Source organism: Holophagales bacterium, assembly GCA_016719485.1.
Lineage (GTDB): Bacteria > Acidobacteriota > Thermoanaerobaculia > UBA5066 > UBA5066 > UBA5066.
Genome location: JADJZB010000028.1, coordinates 284,579 through 304,210, shown reverse-complemented (window position 1 = coordinate 304,210; position 19,632 = coordinate 284,579). Strand labels below are relative to the sequence as shown.

16 protein-coding genes and 2 pseudogenes are annotated in these 19,632 nt (G+C 69.0%); 5 read left to right on the top strand and 13 right to left on the bottom strand.

From position 1 onward, the window contains the following. Window positions 1-141: 141 nt before the first annotated feature. From yfcC to menC, 4 genes are read left to right on the top strand one after another with little or no spacing between them, the layout of a single operon-like run. The gene (gene yfcC / locus IPN03_20095; protein ID MBK9375951.1) at window positions 142-1,560 is read left to right on the top strand and encodes a putative basic amino acid antiporter YfcC; all 1,419 of its coding nucleotides are present in this window, start codon (window positions 142-144) and stop codon (window positions 1,558-1,560) included. A 13-nt stretch (window positions 1,561-1,573) separates the two neighbouring features. Continuing rightward, on the top strand, window positions 1,574-3,103 hold the full coding sequence (locus IPN03_20090) for a hypothetical protein (protein ID MBK9375950.1): 1,530 nt from the start codon (window positions 1,574-1,576) through the stop codon (window positions 3,101-3,103). 48 nt (window positions 3,104-3,151) lie between these two features. Further along, complete coding sequence (locus IPN03_20085) at window positions 3,152-3,586, top strand: hypothetical protein (GenBank protein ID MBK9375949.1); 435 nt, start codon at window positions 3,152-3,154, stop codon at window positions 3,584-3,586. Further along, entirely contained in the window at window positions 3,583-4,254 is a 672-nt protein-coding gene (gene menC, locus IPN03_20080) for an o-succinylbenzoate synthase (protein ID MBK9375948.1), read from the top strand. Before IPN03_20085 ends, menC begins: the two co-directional genes overlap by 4 nt. A gap of 322 nt (window positions 4,255-4,576) precedes the next feature. Here menC and IPN03_20075 read toward each other — a convergent pair whose 3' ends face one another. From IPN03_20075 to IPN03_20045, 7 genes and pseudogenes are all read right to left on the bottom strand, one after another. Continuing rightward, window positions 4,577-5,920 (bottom strand): CapA family protein, encoded by a 1,344-nt coding sequence (locus tag IPN03_20075; GenBank protein ID MBK9375947.1) that lies wholly within the window; start codon window positions 5,918-5,920, stop codon window positions 4,577-4,579. Further along, window positions 5,917-6,786 carry a cyanophycinase gene (locus tag IPN03_20070; GenBank protein MBK9375946.1) on the bottom strand — a complete coding sequence of 290 codons (870 nt, stop codon included), beginning with the start codon at window positions 6,784-6,786 and terminating at the stop codon, window positions 5,917-5,919. Before IPN03_20070 ends, IPN03_20075 begins: the two co-directional genes overlap by 4 nt. Window positions 6,787-6,900: 114 nt before the next feature. Next, the gene (locus IPN03_20065) at window positions 6,901-9,660 is read right to left on the bottom strand and encodes a TonB-dependent receptor (GenBank protein ID MBK9375945.1); all 2,760 of its coding nucleotides are present in this window, start codon (window positions 9,658-9,660) and stop codon (window positions 6,901-6,903) included. A gap of 113 nt (window positions 9,661-9,773) precedes the next feature. Continuing rightward, window positions 9,774-10,460, bottom strand: a complete 687-nt coding sequence (locus IPN03_20060; GenBank protein ID MBK9375944.1) for a GntR family transcriptional regulator — start codon at window positions 10,458-10,460, stop codon at window positions 9,774-9,776. A gap of 51 nt (window positions 10,461-10,511) precedes the next feature. Continuing rightward, on the bottom strand, window positions 10,512-11,045 hold the full coding sequence (locus IPN03_20055; GenBank protein MBK9375943.1) for a hypothetical protein: 534 nt from the start codon (window positions 11,043-11,045) through the stop codon (window positions 10,512-10,514). Beyond that, window positions 10,931-12,103: pseudogene (locus IPN03_20050) on the bottom strand (gliding motility protein). The gene IPN03_20055 and the pseudogene IPN03_20050 overlap by 115 nt, the downstream one beginning before the upstream one ends. 73 nt (window positions 12,104-12,176) lie before the next feature. Next, window positions 12,177-12,533, bottom strand: a pseudogene (locus IPN03_20045) (hypothetical protein). On the opposite strand from IPN03_20045, the gene IPN03_20040 reads away from it, so the two are divergent. Beyond that, window positions 12,415-13,401: a 50S ribosome-binding GTPase gene (locus IPN03_20040; protein ID MBK9375942.1), complete on the top strand. Its 987-nt coding sequence runs from the start codon at window positions 12,415-12,417 to the stop codon at window positions 13,399-13,401. The pseudogene IPN03_20045 and the gene IPN03_20040 sit on opposite strands and share 119 nt — an antisense overlap. Before the next feature lie 9 nt (window positions 13,402-13,410). Here the strand turns inward: IPN03_20040 and IPN03_20035 are convergent, their stop codons facing one another. The 6 genes from IPN03_20035 to IPN03_20010 all read right to left on the bottom strand — a co-directional run bounded on the left by IPN03_20035 (window position 13,411) and on the right by IPN03_20010 (window position 19,574). Further along, window positions 13,411-14,298: a polyphosphate kinase 2 family protein gene (locus IPN03_20035; GenBank protein MBK9375941.1), complete on the bottom strand. Its 888-nt coding sequence runs from the start codon at window positions 14,296-14,298 to the stop codon at window positions 13,411-13,413. Window positions 14,299-14,341: 43 nt separating this feature from the next. Then, window positions 14,342-15,100, bottom strand: coding sequence for a TerC family protein (locus tag IPN03_20030; protein MBK9375940.1), 759 nt, complete (start codon window positions 15,098-15,100; stop codon window positions 14,342-14,344). Between the two features lie 71 nt (window positions 15,101-15,171). After that, window positions 15,172-16,221: a haloacid dehalogenase-like hydrolase gene (locus tag IPN03_20025; GenBank protein MBK9375939.1), complete on the bottom strand. Its 1,050-nt coding sequence runs from the start codon at window positions 16,219-16,221 to the stop codon at window positions 15,172-15,174. 2 nt (window positions 16,222-16,223) lie between these two features. Beyond that, the gene (locus IPN03_20020) at window positions 16,224-16,826 is read right to left on the bottom strand and encodes an ATP-binding protein (GenBank protein ID MBK9375938.1); all 603 of its coding nucleotides are present in this window, start codon (window positions 16,824-16,826) and stop codon (window positions 16,224-16,226) included. Beyond that, window positions 16,823-17,401 (bottom strand): nicotinamide mononucleotide transporter, encoded by a 579-nt coding sequence (locus tag IPN03_20015; GenBank protein ID MBK9375937.1) that lies wholly within the window; start codon window positions 17,399-17,401, stop codon window positions 16,823-16,825. Before IPN03_20015 ends, IPN03_20020 begins: the two co-directional genes overlap by 4 nt. Before the next feature lies 1 nt (window position 17,402). Then, entirely contained in the window at window positions 17,403-19,574 is a 2,172-nt protein-coding gene (locus IPN03_20010; protein ID MBK9375936.1) for a TonB-dependent receptor, read from the bottom strand. Window positions 19,575-19,632: the final 58 nt, after the last annotated feature.

Sequence of the window (19,632 nt, the reverse complement as noted above, 5' to 3'; positions counted from 1 at the left end):
CGGTCCCGGAAAGATTGTCTGCGGGAGGGTCGGAGAGGGCCCTTCGACTTTATGATCGGTGGCCCTCTCCGGAGCCCCGCGGGGCGGTCGGTTCCCGGAAGAAGGCGCCAAAGCGAGACAGTGCGAGGAGGCACCCCACCGATGGCCGAGGCCGCGAAAGAGAACGGGCGCACCTTCAAGATGCCCCACACCCTGGTGATCGTCGGGAGCCTCATCGTCTTCGTCCTCGTCCTGTCGTGGCTTCTCCCCTCGGGGACGTACCAGACGGTGGAGAAGGCGGGGCGGCAGGTGACGGTGCCCGGCACGTACCAGCAGGTCGAGAAGATCTGGCTCGGGCCGCAGTGGCTGGTCGTCGCCCCGTTCCGGGGCTTCCTCGACGGCGCGCTCATCATCGGTTTCCTCCTCGCCATCGGCGGCGCGTTCAGCGTCATCCAGGCGACCGGGACGATCGAGTTCGCGATCCGGAAGATCACCGCCGCGCTGGCGTCGCGGCCGTTTCTGGAGAAGCTCGTCATCCCGGTCCTGATGGCGGTCTTCTCGCTGGCCGGCTCGGTCTTCGGGATGTCCGAGGAGGTCATCCCGTTCATCGTCATCTGCATCCCGCTGGCGCTCTCGCTCGGGTACGACTCGATCGTCGGCGTCGCGATCCCGTTCCTCGGCGCGGCGGCGGGCTTTGGCGCGGCCTTCTTCAACCCCTTCACCGTCGGCATCGCGCAGGGGCTCGTCGGCCTTCCGCTCTACTCGGGCCTCGGCTACCGGGTCGCGACCTGGTTCGTGACGACGGGCGTCATGATCGCGTGGGTGATGGTCTACGCCGCGCGCGTCAAGCGCCGCCCCGAGATCAGCCCCGTCTTCGACATCGACCAGGCCCGTGATCGGAACGCCTTCGAGGGGTCGGGAGCCGTGGAGCCGTGGACCTCGCGACGGCTCCTCGTCCTCTCCCTCTTCGTCGCGGCGATGGGCGTCCTCGTCTGGGGGATCCTGAAGCAGCAGTGGTTCATCGAGGAGATCGGCGCCCTCTTCCTCGCCATGGGGCTCGTGATGGGGATCGTCGCGGGCCTGAAGTCGAACGCGATCGCGACCGCCTTCGTCGCGGGAGCGAAGGACATGGTCAACGTCGCGCTGATCATCGCGTGCGGCCGGGCTCTCCTCATCATCGCGAAGGAAGCGAAGGTCCTCGACACGATCCTCTTCCACAGCTCGGGGCTCATCTCGCTCCTGCCCGGGATCGTGGCCGCGCAGGTGATGTTCCTCGTCCAGTGCGTCATCAACTTCTTCATCCACTCCGGGACGGCCCAGGCGGCGCTCACGATGCCGATCATGGCGCCGCTCGCCGACCTCGTCGGCCTGACGCGCCAGACGATGGTCTACGCCTACCAGCTCTGCGAGCTGGTGAACCCGATCCTCCCGACGTCGGCCGTGACGATGGGCGTCCTCGGCATGGCGAAGATCCCGTGGGAGAAGTGGGCGCGCTGGTTCCTGCCGCTCATGCTGACGCTGATGGTCCTGGCGTTCCTCCTTCTCGTCCCGCCGGTGCTGACGCACTGGGGGCCGTTCTGAAAGGGGCGCGGCGATGAGCTCCACTTCCCGAGGCGGCCTCCTCTCTTCCGCCCTCGTGGCGGCGTCCATAGCCGTCGGCCCGCTGTCGGCCGCGCCCGGAAGCCTCCCCGAGGACCACCGGACGCTCGCGACGTCGACGTCCTATGCCGGGATGGAGGCGTTCCTTTCGAGCGTCGACGGGAAGGGTCCCGTCCGCGTCTCGGTCGAGGGAAAGACGGCGAAGGGGCGGTCGCTCTACCTCGTCCACGCGGCGCACCGCGCCGACGCCCCGTTCCGGATCTTTTTCTACGCGCAGCAGCACGGCGACGAGGTCTCCGGCAAGGACGCTCTCCTCTACCTGATCCGCGACATCGTCCGCGATCCGTCGCGGCTCCCCGCGGACGTCGACCTCTGGGTGATGCCGATGGTGAACCCGGACGGCGCCGTGGCGGGAACGCGCCGGAACGGAGCCGGCGCCGACCTGAACCGGGACCACGTGACGCTGCTGCAGCCCGAGACGCAGGCGCTCCATCGCGTCGCGCGGCGGCTGCGGCCGCACCTCGCCGTCGACGCGCACGAGTTCGGCCGCGACTCCCAGGAGTGGACGAAGAAGGGCTGGGAGAAGTGGCCCGACATCACGATGGACGGCCTGAACAACCCGCACTTCGACGCGGAGAGGATCGCGGCGGCGCGCCGGTGGGTCGACGAATCGGCCGAGGTGGAGGAGAAGGCGGGGCACCGCTTCCTGCGTTACTGGGTCGGCGGGGCCCCGCCGGAGGACGAGCAGCGCCACTCTGCGATCGACACCGACGGAGGCCTCAACGGTATCGGCGCGTACGGCGGGCTCTCTTTCATCATCGAGGCGGCCGTTCGCCACAGTGCGAAGAACCCTTCGGGCGACCTCGGGAAGCGCGTCGACGCGTATCTCGTCCTCTTCCGGCGCTTCCTCGAGGGAGCCGGACGCAGGGCCGAGGATCGCGCCGTCGTCGAGCGCGCGCGGAAGCTCGCCCTTCCGGCGTTTCTCCCTTCCGATGCGATCTGGGTCAACCTGCGGGGGACGGTGACCGATTTCCCGGTCGTCGACGTGGCGACGGGGAGGGTGCTGAAGGTCCCGACCGCGAACCTCATGACCGACGTGGCGGTGAAGCGGAGCGTTCCGACGCCGCTCGGCTATGCGGTCGACCCGACGGCGGCCGGCGAGATCGGGGCGCTCCTGACGCGCCACGGCATTCCGTTCGAGACTCTCGCCGCAGCGCGGACGGTCGAGACCGAGACGTGGACGCTCCTGCGCGTGGAGGACAAGTTCGACGACGTCTATGGCCGCTACGGCGGGCGGACGATCGTGAAGCGCGGCGACGTCCGGGAGACGGAGCTCGCGGCGGGGAGCCTCTACGTTCCTCTCGAGGGCGAGGCCGCCATGCGGGCCGCGATCCTCCTCGAGCCGTCGGCGATGTACGGTCTCTGGCAGTACCCGGTGTTCCGGGCGCTCGTCGCCGCGGACGGCGGGATCCCGGTCCTCAGGGTGCTGAGAGGGGCCACTCCGGCGGCCGCGGCTTCGCGATGAACCGGCCCCGGCGAGGCGGCCGCGGCCTTCCCGCTCGAGGCCGAGCGGATCCCGGCGATCGGGAGGGTCGACCTCCTCCTCGTCCGCCTTCCGTTCGTCCAGCCCTTCTCGATCAGCTCGGCCACCTGGACGTGCAAGGAGGCGCTGGTTCTCCGCGTGGAGGCGGGCGGCGTCGTCGGATGGGGCGAGTGCGTCGCCGACCCCGACCCGTTCTACGCCGCCGAGACGACGACGTCGGCCCGGCACATCGTGACCGAGTTCCTCCTGCCGCTCGTCGAGGCGGGGATGACGCTCGGAGAGGTCGATTCCCGTTTCCAGCACGTGCGCGGGAACCGGATGGCGAAGGCGACGGTCGAGAATGCGCTCGTCGACCTCGTCGCGAAGGCGGGGGGGTCCCGCTCCACGAGCTCCTCGGCGGACCGCGCAAGCGGATCTCGTCGGGGATCAGCCTCGGGCTCCAGGAGACCCCGGCCGATCTCGTGAAGGAGGTCGAGGCCGCGGTCGCGAAGGGCTACCACCGGGTCAAGGTGAAGGTGAAGAGGGGGAAGGACGTCGACTACGTGGCCGCGGTGAGGGAGCGCTTCCCCGAGATTCCGCTCATGGCCGACGCCAATGGCGACTACCGGCCGGAGGACGCCGCCCACCTCGCGCGACTCGACGCGTTCGGTCTCACGATGATCGAGCAGCCGCTCTCGTACAGCGATTTCTACGAGCACGCGGCCCTGCAGAAGCAGCTCGCGACACCGCTCTGCCTCGACGAGTCGATCCACGATCTCGCCGACGCGAAGGCGGCGATCGCCCTGGGCGGCTGCCGGATCCTCAACCTGAAACAGGGACGCGTCGGCGGGCTCCTGGAGTCGCTCCGGATCCTCCGCCACGCGGCTTCGTGCGGCGTCCCCGTCTGGTCGGGCGGTATGGACGAGACCGGGATCGGCCGAGCGGTGAACATCCACCTGCAGACGCTCGACGGCTTCACGCTGCCGGGTGACACGTCGGAGACGAGCCGGTACTTCCACGAGGACCTCGTCGAGCCGGCGGTCGTCCTGGACGACGAAGGCTTCATCGAGGTGCCGCGCGGGGCAGGGATCGGAGTCGAGGTGGTCCCTGACCGGCTGCAGAAGTACACGCTCAGGAGCGAGCGGCTGCGCTGACGGGTTCGGCACGGCCTCGTGCGTAGCCCGCCTGGCGCCTGGCGGACCGCCAGGGCCGGCGGCCCGGCTCCGCGCCGGCCCGCAGCGTCACTTGCCGGACTGGCTGAAGAGACGCCGGATGAAGGAAGCCTCCGGGGGGCAGTCGCAACGCTGGGCCTTCGGGACGTTGGCGAGGGCTTCCTCGACGTGGCGGCCACAACCGGCCCACGTCGGCTTTCCGCATCTCTGGCAGCGAACAGGATGGCACATACCATCACTATATCAGTATGTGGTAATGGATGTCAAGCGAAGAACCGCCGGGTGGTGCTCGTCAAGCAGCAGGTCAGTCGCCGGCCTTCGGCAGCTCGACCTCGCCGTACCACTCCTTCAGCGCGATCCTCGTGCCGTAGGGGGCCGAGAGGCGTTGGAGGAGCGCGACGATCTCCCTGGCGCGGTGCGTCGGCGCCAGTCGCGGGACGCCGTAAAGTGGCCCCTCGTCGTCGATCGTCACGGGGATCAGCTCCAGCTTCCGGATCTTCCCGTCGCGGTACGTCATCCGGGCGACGACGCTTTCCATCACCTCGCGGGGGTCGCGGCGGTCCCAGACGGAGACGTTCGGCGGGCGGGCAACCTCCGAGTCGCGCTGGTGGGGGAGGTCCGTGGGGATGACCTTCGGAGTCCGGTACTGGTAGATGAAGTTGCTGAGGCTGTAGAAGATCGGCTTCCCGTTTCGCAGCTCGATGCCGCGAAGGACGTGCGGCCCGCTGCCGAGGACGGCGTCGGCCCCGGCGTCGATCGCCTTCCGGAAGGAGATCTGGTCGTTCGGGGGCGTCGTGTCCTGGATGCCGTAGGCCCGCGAGTGGCTCACGTCGTGGACGTGGAGTGAGACCATCACGGTGCCGTGCCGCCGCTTCGCGAGGAGGACGTCCTCCTCCATCGTCTTCACGTCGGCCGCGAGCGGCCCCTCGACGGTTTCGACCTTCCCGCCCTCGCCGGCGACGAGAACTTCGGCAGGGTTGATCGTCGCGAGGCAGGGGCCGGACGGGTCGGCGCACCGGTCGCGATCCGTCCAGTAGCGCATGTAGGAGAGGAGGGCGAGCCGCTCCTTCTGACCCTGGACTCTCTTCGTCCCGGGTTGGTGCGCCTCGGCGAGCGTCCGTCCGGCGCCGGCGTGCGCGATCCCCGAAAGGTCGAGCGCCCGCAGGCACTCCTTCAGACCTTCCGCGCCGAAGTCGAGCGCGTGGTTGTTCGCCATGCTCACGAGGTTGATGCCGGTCGCGGCGACCTCCCAGGCGAAGTCGCGCGGCGCCCGGAAGTTGTAGAAGACCTTCTGCAGCTCCGGCCGCTCGTTGAGAGAGAACTCGAGATTCCCGATCGCCACGTCGGACTCCTGGAGAATCCGGAGCAGGTTCTTCCGCTCCGGTTCCTTCAGGTGGCTGATCCGCTCGTTGAAGATCATGTCGCCGACGGCCGTGACGATCACGTCCCCGGGCTCCTCGCGAAGGAGCGCCGACACCCGCGCGTCCCAGTCGACCTTCTCCGGCGCCTCGGCCGGCCGGACACGCCGCTCGTAGACCGATCGTCCCTGGTCCCACCCGGGCGCGGGAGCGGAAGGAACCGCCGGAGGCGGAGCCCCTGCCACGCCTCCGCCGACGACGAGAGCGAGAAGAAGAACGACCAGAGTCATCGGGCGCCTCCGACGGTTCTGGTGAAGAGGTCGTAGGTTTCGCCGGGGAGGAGGAGGTGGAGCTTCAGGGCGTGGACGCCGAGGAGGTCCTGGCCCGTGTCGCGAGGCTTGCGGGAGACCCGACCGCCCTGTGCGTCGAAGACCATGACGCCGCTGCGGCCGAGGACCTGGAACGTGCCGTCCGGGCGGACCCAGATCGCGGTCTCCTCGTCGACGCCGACGCCGAGGAGGTCCGGGTTCTCGAGGATCACGGAGAGGAGCCGGTTCTGGCGCTGGCGCCTGATGAAGTGCTGGTCGACGACGACGCCGGGGGGGAGGAAGCCGAGCCCGGTCCAGAGCTCGACGCTGCGCGTGGCGACCTGGGAGAAGTTTCCCTCGCCGGTGATCATCCGCTCGCTCTGGCAGGCGGTGCCGGCGGAGGTCCCGCCGACGACGGCCCCGGAGGCGAACGCGGCGGCGATCGCGTCGCCCACGGGCGTGCCGAGAAGGGCGTTCGTGATCCGGATCTGGTCGCCGCCGCCGAAGAAGATGCCCCGGGCCTTCCTCGCGAGGTCGGTCCAGTCGGCGCGCTGGGCGTCGGCCTTCTTCCGGATGTCGAGGGAGACGGCGTTCGTGCAGCCGTGCTCCTCGCGGAAGAGCTTCTCGTAATACGAGGCGGCGTCGGGCTCGGAGGAGGCCGTCGGGATCATGACGATCGGGGCGTCCTTGCCGCCCGCCAGCTCGACGAACTTCCGCATCACTTCGGGAGGCTTGTCGCCGCCGCCGATGAGGACGAGGTGCCCCTTCGCCGGCGCGTCGCCGCCGAGGGCGGCGGAGGAAAGTGCGGCGAGGAGGGCGAGCGAGAGGAGGAGGCGGGAACGTGTCATCCGGATACCTCGGCCGCCGGGCGGGACTCGCCGGCGCGGGACGGACGGCCGCGCCGAAGAAAAAGGCGGGGCGGCCACGGGCCGCCCCGGCGAATCGCAAGGAGGAGGAAGGAGCTAGAAGCTGAAGCGGGCGCCGAGCCGGAGCTGGCGCGGGGTCTCGATGCTGAGGGCCGCGCCGTACGTGGCGTTCGGACGCCACGTGCCGCTGCGGTACTCGCCGTAGTAGTCGTCCAGGGTGAGAGCCTCCCCGGTGTTCAGGACGTTGAAGCACTCGAGGGAGAGGTCGAGGCGGGTGTCGCCTGCGATCTTCATCCCCCAGGCGAGGCGAAGATCGAGGATGTTCCGGGCTTCGAGCTGCTCCGAGCCGCGCTCCGTCAGGAAGATGTAGCGGCCCGAGGCGGAGTTGCCGTCGAGGTAGCGGCGGACGTTGCCGTAGGGCGTCCAGTACATGCCGGTGAGGTAGGTGTACTGGCCGCTCGCGGTGAAGTTGAGGGGCAGGTCGACGGCGCCGGAGACCTTGAACTCCCACTCGTTGAAGGACGAGTCCATGTTGCCGTAGGCGTTCACGAGGCCGTTCCGGTCCTCGAGCTCGGGGGCGTATCCGTTGTTCTTGAGGACGTTCCCCTTGAGGTCGGTCCAGACGAGCGAGGAGCGGAGCTGCCAGCCGCGGCTGTAGCGCTTGTCGAACCGGACGACGAAGGAGTCGTAGTCCCGCTCCCCGGGGTTGTCGGTCGAAAGCGACCAGACCGGGTCGCCGTTGAGGCTCCACACCTCGAGCTCGCCCCCGGCGATCGGGTTCGGGATGCCGGTCACGCGCTCGTAGTCGTCGTTCGTGTTGACCATTCCCATCAGGTTGCGGAAGCGCCGGTTGACGTAGTCGGCGCCGATGGACATGTCCCTGCCGAGCTGGTGCTCGATCGTGAGGAGCGCCTCGTCCACGTACGGGTGGTCGATGGTCCCCATCGTGGCCGAGTCCGGCACGGCCTCGCTGCAGTCGCCCCACGTCGAGCCGTCCCAGTAGCAGTCGCCGTCCGGCACCGCGGCTCCGCCGGACGCCTCGCGGTCGAAGAGGTAGGTGTACATGGAGGAGTGGTAGCGGCCCCAGTGCGCCTTGACGGCGAGCTTGGCGTTCCCGAGGACGTCCCACGCGAACCCGACGCGCGGATCGACGAAGTCGGCTTCGTAGACGTCGGGGTTGCCGAAGCCTTCGCGCCAGCCGCCCTTGTAGTTCGTGTAGCGAAGGCCGAGATTCACCGTGAAGCGGTTGATCCGCAGCGAGTCCTGGGCGTAGGCGACGAAGCCCGTCTGCTCCGCGTGGACCTCGTACTCGCCGTAGCCCGTGGAGCGCTCGTACCAGCCGCAGGATGGGTCCCGGAGGTAGTTGGCGATCTGCGCTTCCTCGGTGTCCCCGGGGCAGAGCGTCGAGTCGTCGTAGTAGGTGTACCCGCCGTTGCGGCGCCACTCGTCCGTCGTGGAGGACTTCTCGTACAGGATGCCGAACTTGAACGAGTGGGCGTCGCTGTCGCCGAAGAGGCCGTCCTTGAAGAGGCTCCAGTTGGCGTCGCCCGTCACCCGGTGGCGGTGGTTCAGCTCCTGGATCTTGGAGTTCACCAGCGCGTACCCGGTATCGCCGTAGGCGTCGTCGTGGCCGGGCGTCGCGAACCCGGCGGAGCCGAGGAAGTCGTCGTTGCCGTCGTAGCCGGTGACCTTCACGTTGAGGAAGCTCGCCGAGGAGAGGATCGACTCCCAGTTCACGGCGAAGGTGGCGTTCGGTCCGTCCTGGTTGGGCGCCGCCTCGGGGAACGTGAAGGCGTCGATGCCGCGCCGGTCGTTCTTGACGTGGTCGTACTCTCCCATCGCGAAGATCCGGTTGCCCTCGCCCAGCTGGTAGGTGAGCTTTCCGAGGAAGCGCGGGACCTTGCGGTCCGAGGTGTCCCGGGCGCCGACGGGCGTCGTTTCCTGGTGCCAGTACTCGGCGCTGGCGAAGAACCAGAGCTTGTCCTTGACGACCGGTCCGCCGAGGCTGAGGGCGTAGTCCTCGAAGGTGAACGTCTCGTCTTCGTCGTTCTCGGGCGAGTTGTCGGAGACGAACGAATCGGGCTGGTAGTAGGCCTCGAGCGTCCCCTTGAACGTGTTGCCGCCCGACTTCGTGACGCCGTTGACGACGGCGCCGGTGTAGCCGCCGTATTCCGCGCTCGCGCCGAGACCGGCGACCTGGATCTCCTCCATCCACTGGATGCTGGGAAGGAGCCAGTAGTTGCCGCTCGCCGCGTCCCCGACGTTGACGCCGTCGAGCGTGAAGGCGTTCTGGTTCGAGGTGGTGCCGCCGTACGCGAGCATGCTGCTGCTGTCGGGCGACGCCGACGTGTCGACGTTGACACCCGGAGCGGCCGAGAGCACCTGGTAGTAGTTGCGCGGGACCGCCTGCTTGTTGATGAAGTCGCCGCCGAAGCTCGTCGCGACCTTGTTCTCGACGACGCTGACCATCGGTGCCTCGGCCGTGACGACGGCCTCGGCTGCGACGGACGAGAGCGAGAGGACGAGGTCGATGGCCATCGACTGGCCGAGGCTCACGCGGATACCGTCGCGCCGGGCTTTCCTGAAGCCCTGGAGCTCGGCCTCGAACGCGTAGCTGCCGGGAGGCAGCGCGGGGAAACGCCATCCCCCGCGGGCGTCGGCGGTCGTCGACATGCGGCCCTTGACGAGGGCGGTCGAGGTGGCCGTGACGAGGGTTCCGGGCAGGACCCCGCCTTCGGCGTCCTTGACGGTTCCCTGGACGCTGCCGGTCACGGACCCCTGGGCATTCGCGACCCCCGAGAACCCGAGCAACAGGATCAGTGCGGCCCCTACGACCATCGAAAGCTTCCGTGGCATGACTCCTCCTCCTTCCCGGGGTCGGGCGGCGCCCGAGGACCCGTGGCCAGACTCGTGTTTCTGTTCGATCGAATCCCGGCGCAGGGCACACTCCGAGGTCTGCGTCAGGTGTTTCATGGAACGCTTCTCATGGCGGCGACGAGCGTCTCTCCCGCCGCCTCGACGTGGCGCTTCACGGCTTCGGCGGCCCTTTCGGGATCGTGCGCCGCCAGCGAGGCGACGATCTCGGCGTGCTCCTCGGCATCGGGCTCCTCCCGCTCGGGAAGCGAGCTGACGGCGATCTTCGGGACGTTGCTCCAGAGCATCGTGGGGAAGGCCGACCAGAGGTGCCCCAGCGTCCGCATCAGGAACGGGCGTCGCGAAGCCGAGATGATCGTCTCGTGGAAGCGCCGGTTCAGGTCGCGATACTCCTTCAGGCGCGCCGGCACCTCGCACGCGAGCATCCGGTGGTGGAGCGAGGTGAGCTCCTTCAGCTCCTCGGGCGAGATCTCCGCGGCGGCGTGGCGGGCCGCCATCGGCTCGAGGACGGCTCGGCTCGCGTAGAGATCCTCGGCGTCCTCGACGGAGAGGGTGACGACGCGGATGCCCCGGTAAGGCACGTGCTCGAGGAGTCCCTCGGACACGAGCTGCTTGAGGGCCTCGCGCACGGGCGTCTGGGAGACGCCTTCTTCGCGAGCCACGCTCTCCTGGCGAAGCCAGTCGCCGGGACGGCGGCGGCCCTCGAGAATCTCGGACCGCAGGCGGTCCGCGACCCACTGCCGAAGCTGTCGGTGATGCTCGGTGCCGGTTCGGCCCTGCATGATGTTATTTACATTATATATTTGTGATAGCCCTGTCACGAACAATCTTATCTATTTGCACCTGTAATGTTTTATGACTGCTTTTCGGGCAGGGGTGGACAGGCGGGACTGACACCTCGGGGCCGACCGCCGTGGCGGACGGACGAAGTCGAACGGGCGGCTCAGCGCCCGCTTGAAGACGTGCCTCAGGACTCCGCCCAGCTCACCCGACGGCATCTCGTACGCCCGCGCCGCATTCATCAGCGAGAGCGAGAACGCGACCGAGAGGTTCAGGACGAACATGACCCCGATCCCGGCGAGACCGCGCAGGAACGCCCCGTCGTCGAACCACCTCTCGCCGAGGCTCGACGCGGCGAGCGCGAGCTGCCCGGTCGAGAGCGTGACGTGGCGGACGTCGAACGGGATGCCGAAGAAGCGGCCGACGGCCGGCGCGAAGCCGAGGAGGAACCCGAGCGCGACGTTCGTGGCCACCCGGATGCGTTCCTCGCGAGGCCGTCGGCGAGGCGCTTCATCCTCTCGGGACCGAAAACCCTGCCGAGAGGGTGTCGGGCGATCCCCTCGGGAAGCCGGTGGTACGTCGACCAGTTCTCGAACCAGCCGCCCGCGAGGCTTCCCATCCAGAGCAGGACGCCGGTGAGAGCAGCGAAGAAGATCGTCCCGCTGTCGAGCGGGCTGAGGACGAGGAACGTGTCCCGGGCGGTCTTCTCGTCGACCCAGGGACGTCCCGCGAGGAGCAGCCACCCGCCGACGAACACGGCCGCGCCGACGCCGACGGTCGCCACGTTCGAGACAGCGGCCGCGAGCTGGGAGCTCGTGAGCCGGGCGAAGAAGCCGGCGATCCTCTCCTCGCGGTCCTCTCCCTTCGCCTCGCGCATGATCTGCGCGAGGGCCGCGGCGGTCATCGCCGGCTGTTTCGTGGCGAGGACGAGGCCGAAGGCCTGCATCAGCAGGAAGCTGACGGCGTAGTTCAGGCCGTAGAGAAAGCTCTCCGGGAACGCGGCGAGGTGCCACTCGTGGACGAGCATCTTGAAGGCTGCCGTGAGGACGGTGAGCGCTCCGCCTCCCGCCGCGGCCAGCCAGATGTGCCGGTACTCCGAAGGCGTGGTCGCGACGTAGTGCTCTCCGGTCTTCCCCGTCCGGTCGACGATCTTCCTGTCGAGGAGGTGGAGGTTCCAGCGGACGAGGTGGAAGACACTCTTGTCCTCGTGGGCGAGCTGGACGAGGCGCGACAGCAGGCGGTGGAGCGCCCTCGAACGCTCGGGTCCGTCGCCGCCCTCCATCACGTCCGCCATGAGCGCGGTCCGGGTCAGGCAACGGTCGATCACCTGGAGCCCGAAGACGACGTCGACGCTGACGCCGGCGTCCTCGAGGTGGCGCTGGATGAGCCGGACTTCCTTGCGGCAGTCCCCCGAGTCCTTGTTGAAGGCCTGCAACGCCTGGGCGGTCTCCCGGCCGCCGATCCAGGCGTCGAGGAGTGCGTCGCCCGACCGGAGGATGCGGTGGAACGGCGAGGCGTAGACCGGTCCCGGCGTGGAGCGGACGCGCAGGTCGCGCGAGAGGCCCTGCGCCTGTATCCGGCTCAGCAGGATCCGGAAACCGTCGGCGAAACCGCGGGACACGGCCGCCACCGCCTCCGTCGTCAGGCCTCCCTGGAGGAGCCGGACGAAACCGTGGACGTCGGAGAGCGGGAGGCCGCAGAACGTCTCGACCTCGTCCCCGACTCGAGAAGAGGCGCGGGACGAAGGCCGCGAGGTCGTGGGCGTCGCGAGGAGAGGGGATGAGCCGGGCGGAGATCCGCTCGCCGAGCTCGGCGACGAAACCCCGGTCGCTCGGAATCCCGACCTCCCCGAAGAGGGCCGTCCCGTCGGTCTCGGCGAGCAGCGCCGACAGGGAGCCCAGGAAACGGTCCCGGTTCTCGGGTGACGTTTCGAGGGCAGCGAGGATCGATTCTTCCGTGACTGCGAACCTGACGCCGCCGTACCACGATGCGGAGGAGAGGTTCAAGGCGGCGTCCTCGCACGACGACAAGCTCGCGGCGCTGCGCGAGATGATCGCCCTCCTCCCGAAGCACAAGGGGACCGAGAAGCTCTACGCCGACCTGAAGAAGCGCCTCGCCAAGCTGGAGGCCGAGGTCGACCACGCCGCGCACGGCGGGCGCCGGGCCGACCCGGGGCACGTGAAGCGCGAGGGGGCGGGGCAGTGGGTCCTCCTCGGCGAGCCGAACGCGGGCAAGTCGTCGCTCCTGGCGGCGCTCACGCACGCGCACCCGGAGATCGGGGAGTACCCGTTCACGACGCGGGCGCCGCAGCCCGGGATGATGCCGTTCGAGGAAGTGCAGGTGCAGCTCGTCGACACGCCCGCCGTCGCCGAAGGGCACACGGAGCCCTACCTCACGAACCTCGTCCACAACGCGGACGGCGTCCTTCTCGTCCTCGACGTGACGGCCGACGACGGCGAGGTGGCGGCGAAGCTCCTCCTCGACCTCCTGGAGCGCTCGCGGGTGTGGCCGCGGGTCAGGCCGGTCCCGGCCGACGCGCCGCCCTTCCTCGCGGTGCGGCCCGTGATCGTCCTCGGCAACAAGAGCGACCTCGACGACGGGACGTTCGCCGAGATCGCCCGCGAGGCGATCGGGAACGACCTGCCGTTCCTGCCGGTTTCGGCTCTCTCGGGCCAGGGCCTCGACGCGCTCCGGCCGCTCCTCTACCGGGAGCTGAAGCGGGTCCGCGTCTTCGCGAAAGAGCCGGGGAAGAAGCCCGACCTCGCCTCTCCTTTCGTCCTGCCGGAGGGAGCCACGGTCCACGACCTGGCCGAGCGGGTCCACAAGGACGTCGCGGCGGCCCTGCGCTTCGCGCGGATCTGGGGGCACGCGAAGTTCGACGGGCAGCAGGTCGACCGGCAGCACGTCCTGGCCGACCGCGACGTCGTCGAGCTCCACTCGTAGGACGAGGCGTCAGCCTTTCTCGGCCTCGAGCTCGGCCCTCGCCTTCGCGAGCTCGGCCTTCTTCGCCTCGTCGACCTCCGGGTAGGCGAGGTCCATCCTCTCGAGCGCGTCGATCACCGCCGATGCGACGGCGAGCCGCGTGAACCACTTGTTGTCCGCGGGGACGACGTACCACGGCGCCCAGGGAGTCGCGGTGGCGCGGATGGCGTCCTCGTAGGCTTCCATGTAGGAGTCCCAGTGCTTCCGCTCGGCGGCGTCGCCCAGAGCGAACTTCCAGTTCTTGTCGGGCTCCACGAGGCGGTCGAGGAAGCGCTTCTTCTGCTCCTTCTTCGACACGTTCAGGAAGAACTTCACGACGGTGACACCGTTGCGCGAGAGGTATCGCTCGAAGGAGGCGATGTCCTCGTAGCGCTCCTGCCAGACGTGCTTCGACACGACCTCGGGCGGGAGCTTCTGGCCGGCGAGGATCTGCGGGTGGACCTTCACGACGAGGACTTCCTCGTAGTAGGAGCGGTTGAAGATCCCGATCCGGCCCCGCTCCGGGAGGCACTTCGTCGTCCGCCAGAGGAAGTCGTGGTCGAGCTCCTCGGCCGAAGGGGCCTTGAACGAATAGACCTGGCACCCCTGCGGGTTCACGCCCGAAAGGACGTGCTTGATCGTGCCGTCCTTGCCGGCAGCGTCCATCGCCTGGAAGACGAGGAGGAGGGCGCGCCTGTCCTGGGCGTAGAGCTTGTCCTGGAGCGCGGCGAGGGTTTCCACACCCTTGTCGAGAAGCTCGGCAGCGTGGTCCTTCTCGAGCTTCAGTCCCCCGGTGTCTCCCGGGTCGAAGTTCTTCAGGCGGAACTTCCCGCCGTTCTCGACGCGAAATGCCCGTGAGATCTTTGCGGCCTTGCTCATTCTTCCCTCCTGCGAGTACGCCGTCGCGGGTCCCGTCCCATGTTCACTTCACGTCGCCGGCGGTCGGATCGGCGTACGCCGAGCGGAGCTCGACCGGGTCGCGTTCCTTCCTCGCCCTCAGGTTCAGCATCTCGACGAAGAGCGAGAACGCCATCGAGAAGTAGATGTAGCCCTTCGGGATGTGGTGGCCCAGGCCGTCTGCGATGAGCATGACGCCGATCATCAGGAGGAAGGCGAGGGCCAGCATCTTCACGGTCGGATGATCGTGGACGAAGTCGCCGATCGCGTTGGCGAAGAACATCATGACGACGATCGAGACGACGATCGCCGAGACCATGAGGCCGACCTTGTTCACCATCCCGACCGCGGTGATGACGGAGTCGAGAGAGAAGATGACGTCGAGGGCGACGATCTGCGCGAGGACGGCGCCGTAGGACCCGAAAGCCTTCGTCGAGTGCTCGCCCTCCACGCCCTCGAGCTTGTCGTGGATCTCGTGCGTGCTCTTGGCGACCAGGAAGAGTCCGCCGACGATCAGAACGATGTCGCGTCCCGAGATCACCTTCGACAGGACCGTGAAGAGCGGGGCCGTCAGGCCCATGACCCAGGAGATGGACAGCAGCAGGAGGACTCTCGAGATCAGCGCCAGACCGAGGCCGATCCGGTAGGCCTTCTGCCGCCGCTCGGCCGGGAGCTTTCCGACGAGGATCGAGATGAAGACGATGTTGTCGATGCCGAGAACCAGCTCGAGGGCGGCGAGCGTCAGGAACGCAATCCATCCCTGCGGTTCGAGGATCCATTCCATCCGGCGGCTCTCCCATTCCTGACGGTCGCGAAGCGGAGTCTACCCGCAGCCCGGCGCCGCGGCCGCGGGGGTCATTTCCCCGGCGCAGCCGGTCTGATGGGAGGGGACAGCCAGTATTCCGAAGGCGTGACGACCGTCCACCTGGCCCCGGAGAACGCCGTCGGGAGGGGACGAGTCCGTGAGCCCGACGGCGCCCCGGCCTCGCGGAAGCCGAGCGCCAGGAACGGGGCCTTCCGGCCGGACGCCCACTCGAGAAGCGGACCGTCGGATTCCCGTGCTCCGGCCACGAGGAGCGGACGGACGCCGAGGTGATGCACGACGGTTCGAAGGCGGGAGGCTCCGGACGGAGGGGGGGCCGGCTCGCCGGAGAAGACGAACCGGGTGCGGACGCCCTGGTCCCGGACCTCGATCTGCGAGAGGGGGGCGATCACCCGGTACGCAGGCAGGTCGTAGAGCGCCTCGACGAGAGCGCGGGTGACCTCGGCCGGGCCGTCGGAGACGACGTAGCTTCGGAAGTTCCAGGTGCGCAGGAGCTCGAGGAGCTCGCGCATCGCGGGACGGGCCAGGTCGGCGGGTGCGTGACGTCCGGGCGGGGCGACGCGAACCCAGGCGAGAACCTGTGTGCGGATCTCGTCCTGGTCGAGCCCGGCGAGAGCCGCGGCGGACAGGCGCGCGAGGTCCGCGGGAGAGAGGGCCGCCAGGGCGGCGGGGTCATTGCCGAGAAGGGCCGGGAACGGTGGCGTCGAGGCCCATTCGGGCTTCGTCGGCGCGAGCGAACGGAGCCGATCGAGGGCCCACGCGTCTTCGAGCGACACGCCCCCGCTGTCCCAGAGGACGCCCTCGGTCGCGAACACCGCGACGCGGACGTCCGCGGGAGCTTCGCCGGAATTCCCGGAGGCCTCGATCTCCTTGAGGAATCGCTGGAGCGCGCGTTTCGCGGGGGACTCCTTCCAGCTCTGGAGAGGTCTGGCGGGTGGAGGCGTCGCCGCGGCCGCGGGGCGGGTCGTCGGCGCCGGCGTCACCCGCGGGGCCGGGGGTGCGGGAGAGGCCGCGATGGCGGCGATCGCCGCGAGGACCGCGACGGGGCGCAGGTTCCTTGCTCGAGAAGAGGACGTGCTCATGCTCACTCCTGTCCTGCGCGTCGGTCCGGATTCAGGGAGCTTCGCACGATGTCGGCGATTGCGGGAGAGGTCCCTTCCGGCAGCCGGGCCCGCAGGGTCCGGATCACGGCCGCCACCGCCGCCGACTCCCGGCTCGACCCCCGGCCGCCGACGGTCTCGACGAGGACGCCGAGGCCCGCGAGAGCTTCGACGAAGAGACGGTGCATGTCTTCCCTGCGGTCGCCGCGGTCGCGCTGGTTGTCGGCCTCCCAGGGGAGGTCGGGCACGCAGAGGAGGTAGAGGTCGGCCCGTCGGGCCCGGGCGGCGTCCTCGATCCAGGCGGGGCAGGTGCCGTAGTAGTGACGGGAATAGACGACGGTCGAGACGAGGTCGGTGTCGAGGATGACGAGACGGGGCGAGAGCGCTTCCGCCGTCTCCGCCTCGGCGATCTGCCCACGAGCGATGGGCTCGACGTCGTCCGCGGTGAGCGGCAGGCCCCTGGCGTCCTGGTAGCCCCGGCAGAACTCGGGCACGCACGGCGCCTCGAAGCGGGCGGCGAGCGCCCGGGAAAGAGTCGTCTTGCCGGTGCACTCCGAGCCGGTGACGACGACGCGCAGCGGCCTCATGCCGCCACCGGAGCCAGATTCCCGTCGAGAGAGCGCTTCCACTCCCTCAGCCCGAGGAGGCAGAGCGCGAGGAAGATGGCGTAGAGGAGGGCCGTGAGCCAGAGCCCCTTGACGGCGTAGACGCCGATGTAGACGACGTCGACGGCGATCCAGAACCACCAGGTCTCGATCCGCTTCTTCGTCTGCAGCCACTGCGCGACGAGGCTGTAGGCGGTCGTCGTGGAGTCCCAGAAGGGAAGGGAGGCATCGGTTCCGCGATGGAGGGCGAGGCCGAGGAGGGCGGCGAAGGCCGCCCCCGCGATCGTGAGCGCCACGAGCGTGCGACGCGGCGCGCGCGAAACGGTGAGCCGCCCTCCGCCGGCGCCGCCGTGGAGCCACTCCCACCAGCCGTAGATGCAGACGCCGACGTAGACGACCTGCAGGCCCATGTCGGCGTAGAGCTTCGCCTGCCAGAAGACGACGATGTAGAGGCTCACGTTGACGAGGCCCGTCGGCCAGCACCAGGGGCTCTCCTTCGCCGTCAGCCAGACGGCGAGAACCCCGAAGACGAACCCGGCAATCTCGTACGGGCTCACGTCAGAAGCCGAGGTCCAGGACGACCGTCACGTTCCGGGTCGCCATGGGAAAGAAGTACGGAACCCCCGAGAGGGAGTCCTGTCCGGCGCCGTCGCGCGTGGCGTAGAGGTAGCTGTAGCCGTTCGCCCACACGCGGCGATTGTCGAAGACGTTGTCCACGAGGACCCTGAGGCGGGGCTGACCCGTCTTCACGAAGCTCGAGAGGTCTACGGCCGCCGAGAGGTCGACCTTCCACCAGTCCGGGGTCGCGATCCCCTGTTGGTTCGTGTTGTCGAGGTAGGAATCTGCCACGTACCGGGTCGTCGCGCCGAGAGTCAGCCAGCCGAGCGGCGACCCCTCGACGAGGAGGTTCCCCACGAACGGCGGAGAGAGAACGGGCTCGACGTCCTCGAACGTGCGGCTCGTCGAGCCGGCCCACTCCCCGTCGGCGCCGTAGACGTCGTAGAACTGCGTCCAGGAACGGATCCGGTTCCAGCTCCAGTTCCCGGTGAAGCGCACCGCGAGCGAAGAGCGCGGCTGCCAGGCGAGGTCCCACTCGAGCCCGCGCCGGAAGCTCCGGTCGGCGTTGCGCCGGATGGAGAGGCCCACCTCCGACTGCTCGCCCGTGAGGGCGATCTCGTCGCGGAACTCCATGTCGTAGAGATTCACCTGCGCCGAGAAGGGGCCGTGCTTCCACGCGGTGCCGAGCTCGAAGGCGGCGACCCTCTCGGGCTTCACGGCGGTCAGGTCGTGAGCGACCGTGGCGTTCTCCTGGCCGACGAGGAGGTCCCCGCGCCCCGGTTCGCGGCTCGTCGCACCGAGCGAGGCGTAGACGGAGAAGTCCCTGCCGAGGTCGCGGCGGACGCCGAGCTTGGGGTTGAAGAACGTCCAGGAGACGGAGCCGAGCTCCACGTCCCCGTCGTAGCGGAAGCGGGCCCACCGAAGCTGGGCGTCGCCGTAGACGTGCCAGGGCCCGGCGTCCCGCGAGAGCTTCACGAAGGTCGAGGCTTCGGACTTGTACCCGTGGTTGAGGTAGTCGCGCTCGCCCCCGACGACGTCGCGGGTCCGGGTGCTCCCGAAGTCGCTCCCGTGGACTCCCAGCGTCACGCCGAGCGGCCCGAGGGTCGTCTTGAGCGTCACGGCCGCCCCGAGGTTCGTCCAGTCGAGGCCGTATTCGCGCAGCTCGGTCCTCGACGCGTCGAAGAGCCGGTACCAGCCTCCGGCGTCGTTGACGTAGAGCTGCCCGGCCAGGCTCGTCGACGCACTCAGGAACCGCGTGTACTGCGCCTGGAGGAACTGCTGGCCGAACTCGTCCTTCTCCTCGGGCGAGAGCGGGTTGAACCGGATGTTCTCCTCGAGGACCTGAGGCTCGACCGCGTAGTAGGCCGACTGCGAGGCTTCGCGGCCGAGGAAGCCGAAGAGCTTGAAGTAGCCCTCGGCGCTCTCGTGCGAGAGGCCCGTGTACAGGCTTCGCTGGCGGATCGCCGAGTTGTCGCGGAAACCGTCGGTGTCCTGGTACGACCCCCTCACGTAAGCCTTCAGGCCCGAGTCGCCGAGCCGCCCCGTCTGGAATCCCGCCGTCACCCTCTCGCTGCCGAAGGAGCCGAGGGAGAAGCGCGCCGTCGTCTCCGTCGACTCCGCAAGGTCGAGGCTCGCGAAGTTCACCGAGCCGACGAAGCTCGCGACCCCGGCAGCCGACGTCCCGACTCCCCGCTGCACCTGGAGGCTCTCGACCGAGCTCCCGAAGTCGCCGAAGTCGACGAAGTAGAGAGTCGAGTCCTCGGGCTCGTTCAGCGGGGCGCCGTCGAGCGTGAAGTTGATGCGGGTCGGCCCGACGCCGCGCATGGAAACGTACGCGTAGCCGTTGGCCAGGCCCGTGTCCGAGTAGTAGGTCATCGCCGGCAGGTCCTTGAGGAGGTGGGGCATCTCCTGCCCCATGTTCTTCTTCTCGATTTCCTCGCGCGCGACGTCCGTCTTCGTCACCGGTGTGTCCGCGTCGGCGCGGACCGCCTGGACGACGACGTCCTCGGCCCGTCGCAGGATCGGCGGCGGGGCCTTCTCCTCGGCGGGGGTCTCGGCGGCGGCGAGGTCGTCGCCAGCGACGTCGCCGGCCGCCCGCGTTGGCGCGAAGAGAACGGCGAACGCGAGAGGTCCCGCGAGGAAAGCCGCTGTCTTTCTCGGGCTGAAAGTCATGGAAGCGCCCCCTCTCCCGCGCCTCGGGCGCGGGCGATCGAAGCGGATTCGTCGGGGA

Coding starts and splice junctions, on each gene's coding strand:
- IPN03_20035 (MBK9375941.1), bottom strand. CDS start 14,298: ATGAGCAAGGCCGCAAAGATCTCACGGGCATTTCGCGTCGAGAACGGC.
- IPN03_20075 (MBK9375947.1), bottom strand. CDS start 5,920: ATGACTCTGGTCGTTCTTCTTCTCGCTCTCGTCGTCGGCGGAGGCGTG.
- IPN03_20020 (MBK9375938.1), bottom strand. CDS start 16,826: ATGAGGCCGCTGCGCGTCGTCGTCACCGGCTCGGAGTGCACCGGCAAG.
- IPN03_20030 (MBK9375940.1), bottom strand. CDS start 15,100: ATGGAATGGATCCTCGAACCGCAGGGATGGATTGCGTTCCTGACGCTC.
- IPN03_20025 (MBK9375939.1), bottom strand. CDS start 16,221: ATGAGCACGTCCTCTTCTCGAGCAAGGAACCTGCGCCCCGTCGCGGTC.
- yfcC (MBK9375951.1), top strand. CDS start 142: ATGGCCGAGGCCGCGAAAGAGAACGGGCGCACCTTCAAGATGCCCCAC.
- IPN03_20060 (MBK9375944.1), bottom strand. CDS start 10,460: ATGCAGGGCCGAACCGGCACCGAGCATCACCGACAGCTTCGGCAGTGG.
- IPN03_20010 (MBK9375936.1), bottom strand. CDS start 19,574: ATGACTTTCAGCCCGAGAAAGACAGCGGCTTTCCTCGCGGGACCTCTC.
- IPN03_20090 (MBK9375950.1), top strand. CDS start 1,574: ATGAGCTCCACTTCCCGAGGCGGCCTCCTCTCTTCCGCCCTCGTGGCG.
- IPN03_20065 (MBK9375945.1), bottom strand. CDS start 9,660: ATGCCACGGAAGCTTTCGATGGTCGTAGGGGCCGCACTGATCCTGTTG.
- IPN03_20070 (MBK9375946.1), bottom strand. CDS start 6,786: ATGACACGTTCCCGCCTCCTCCTCTCGCTCGCCCTCCTCGCCGCACTT.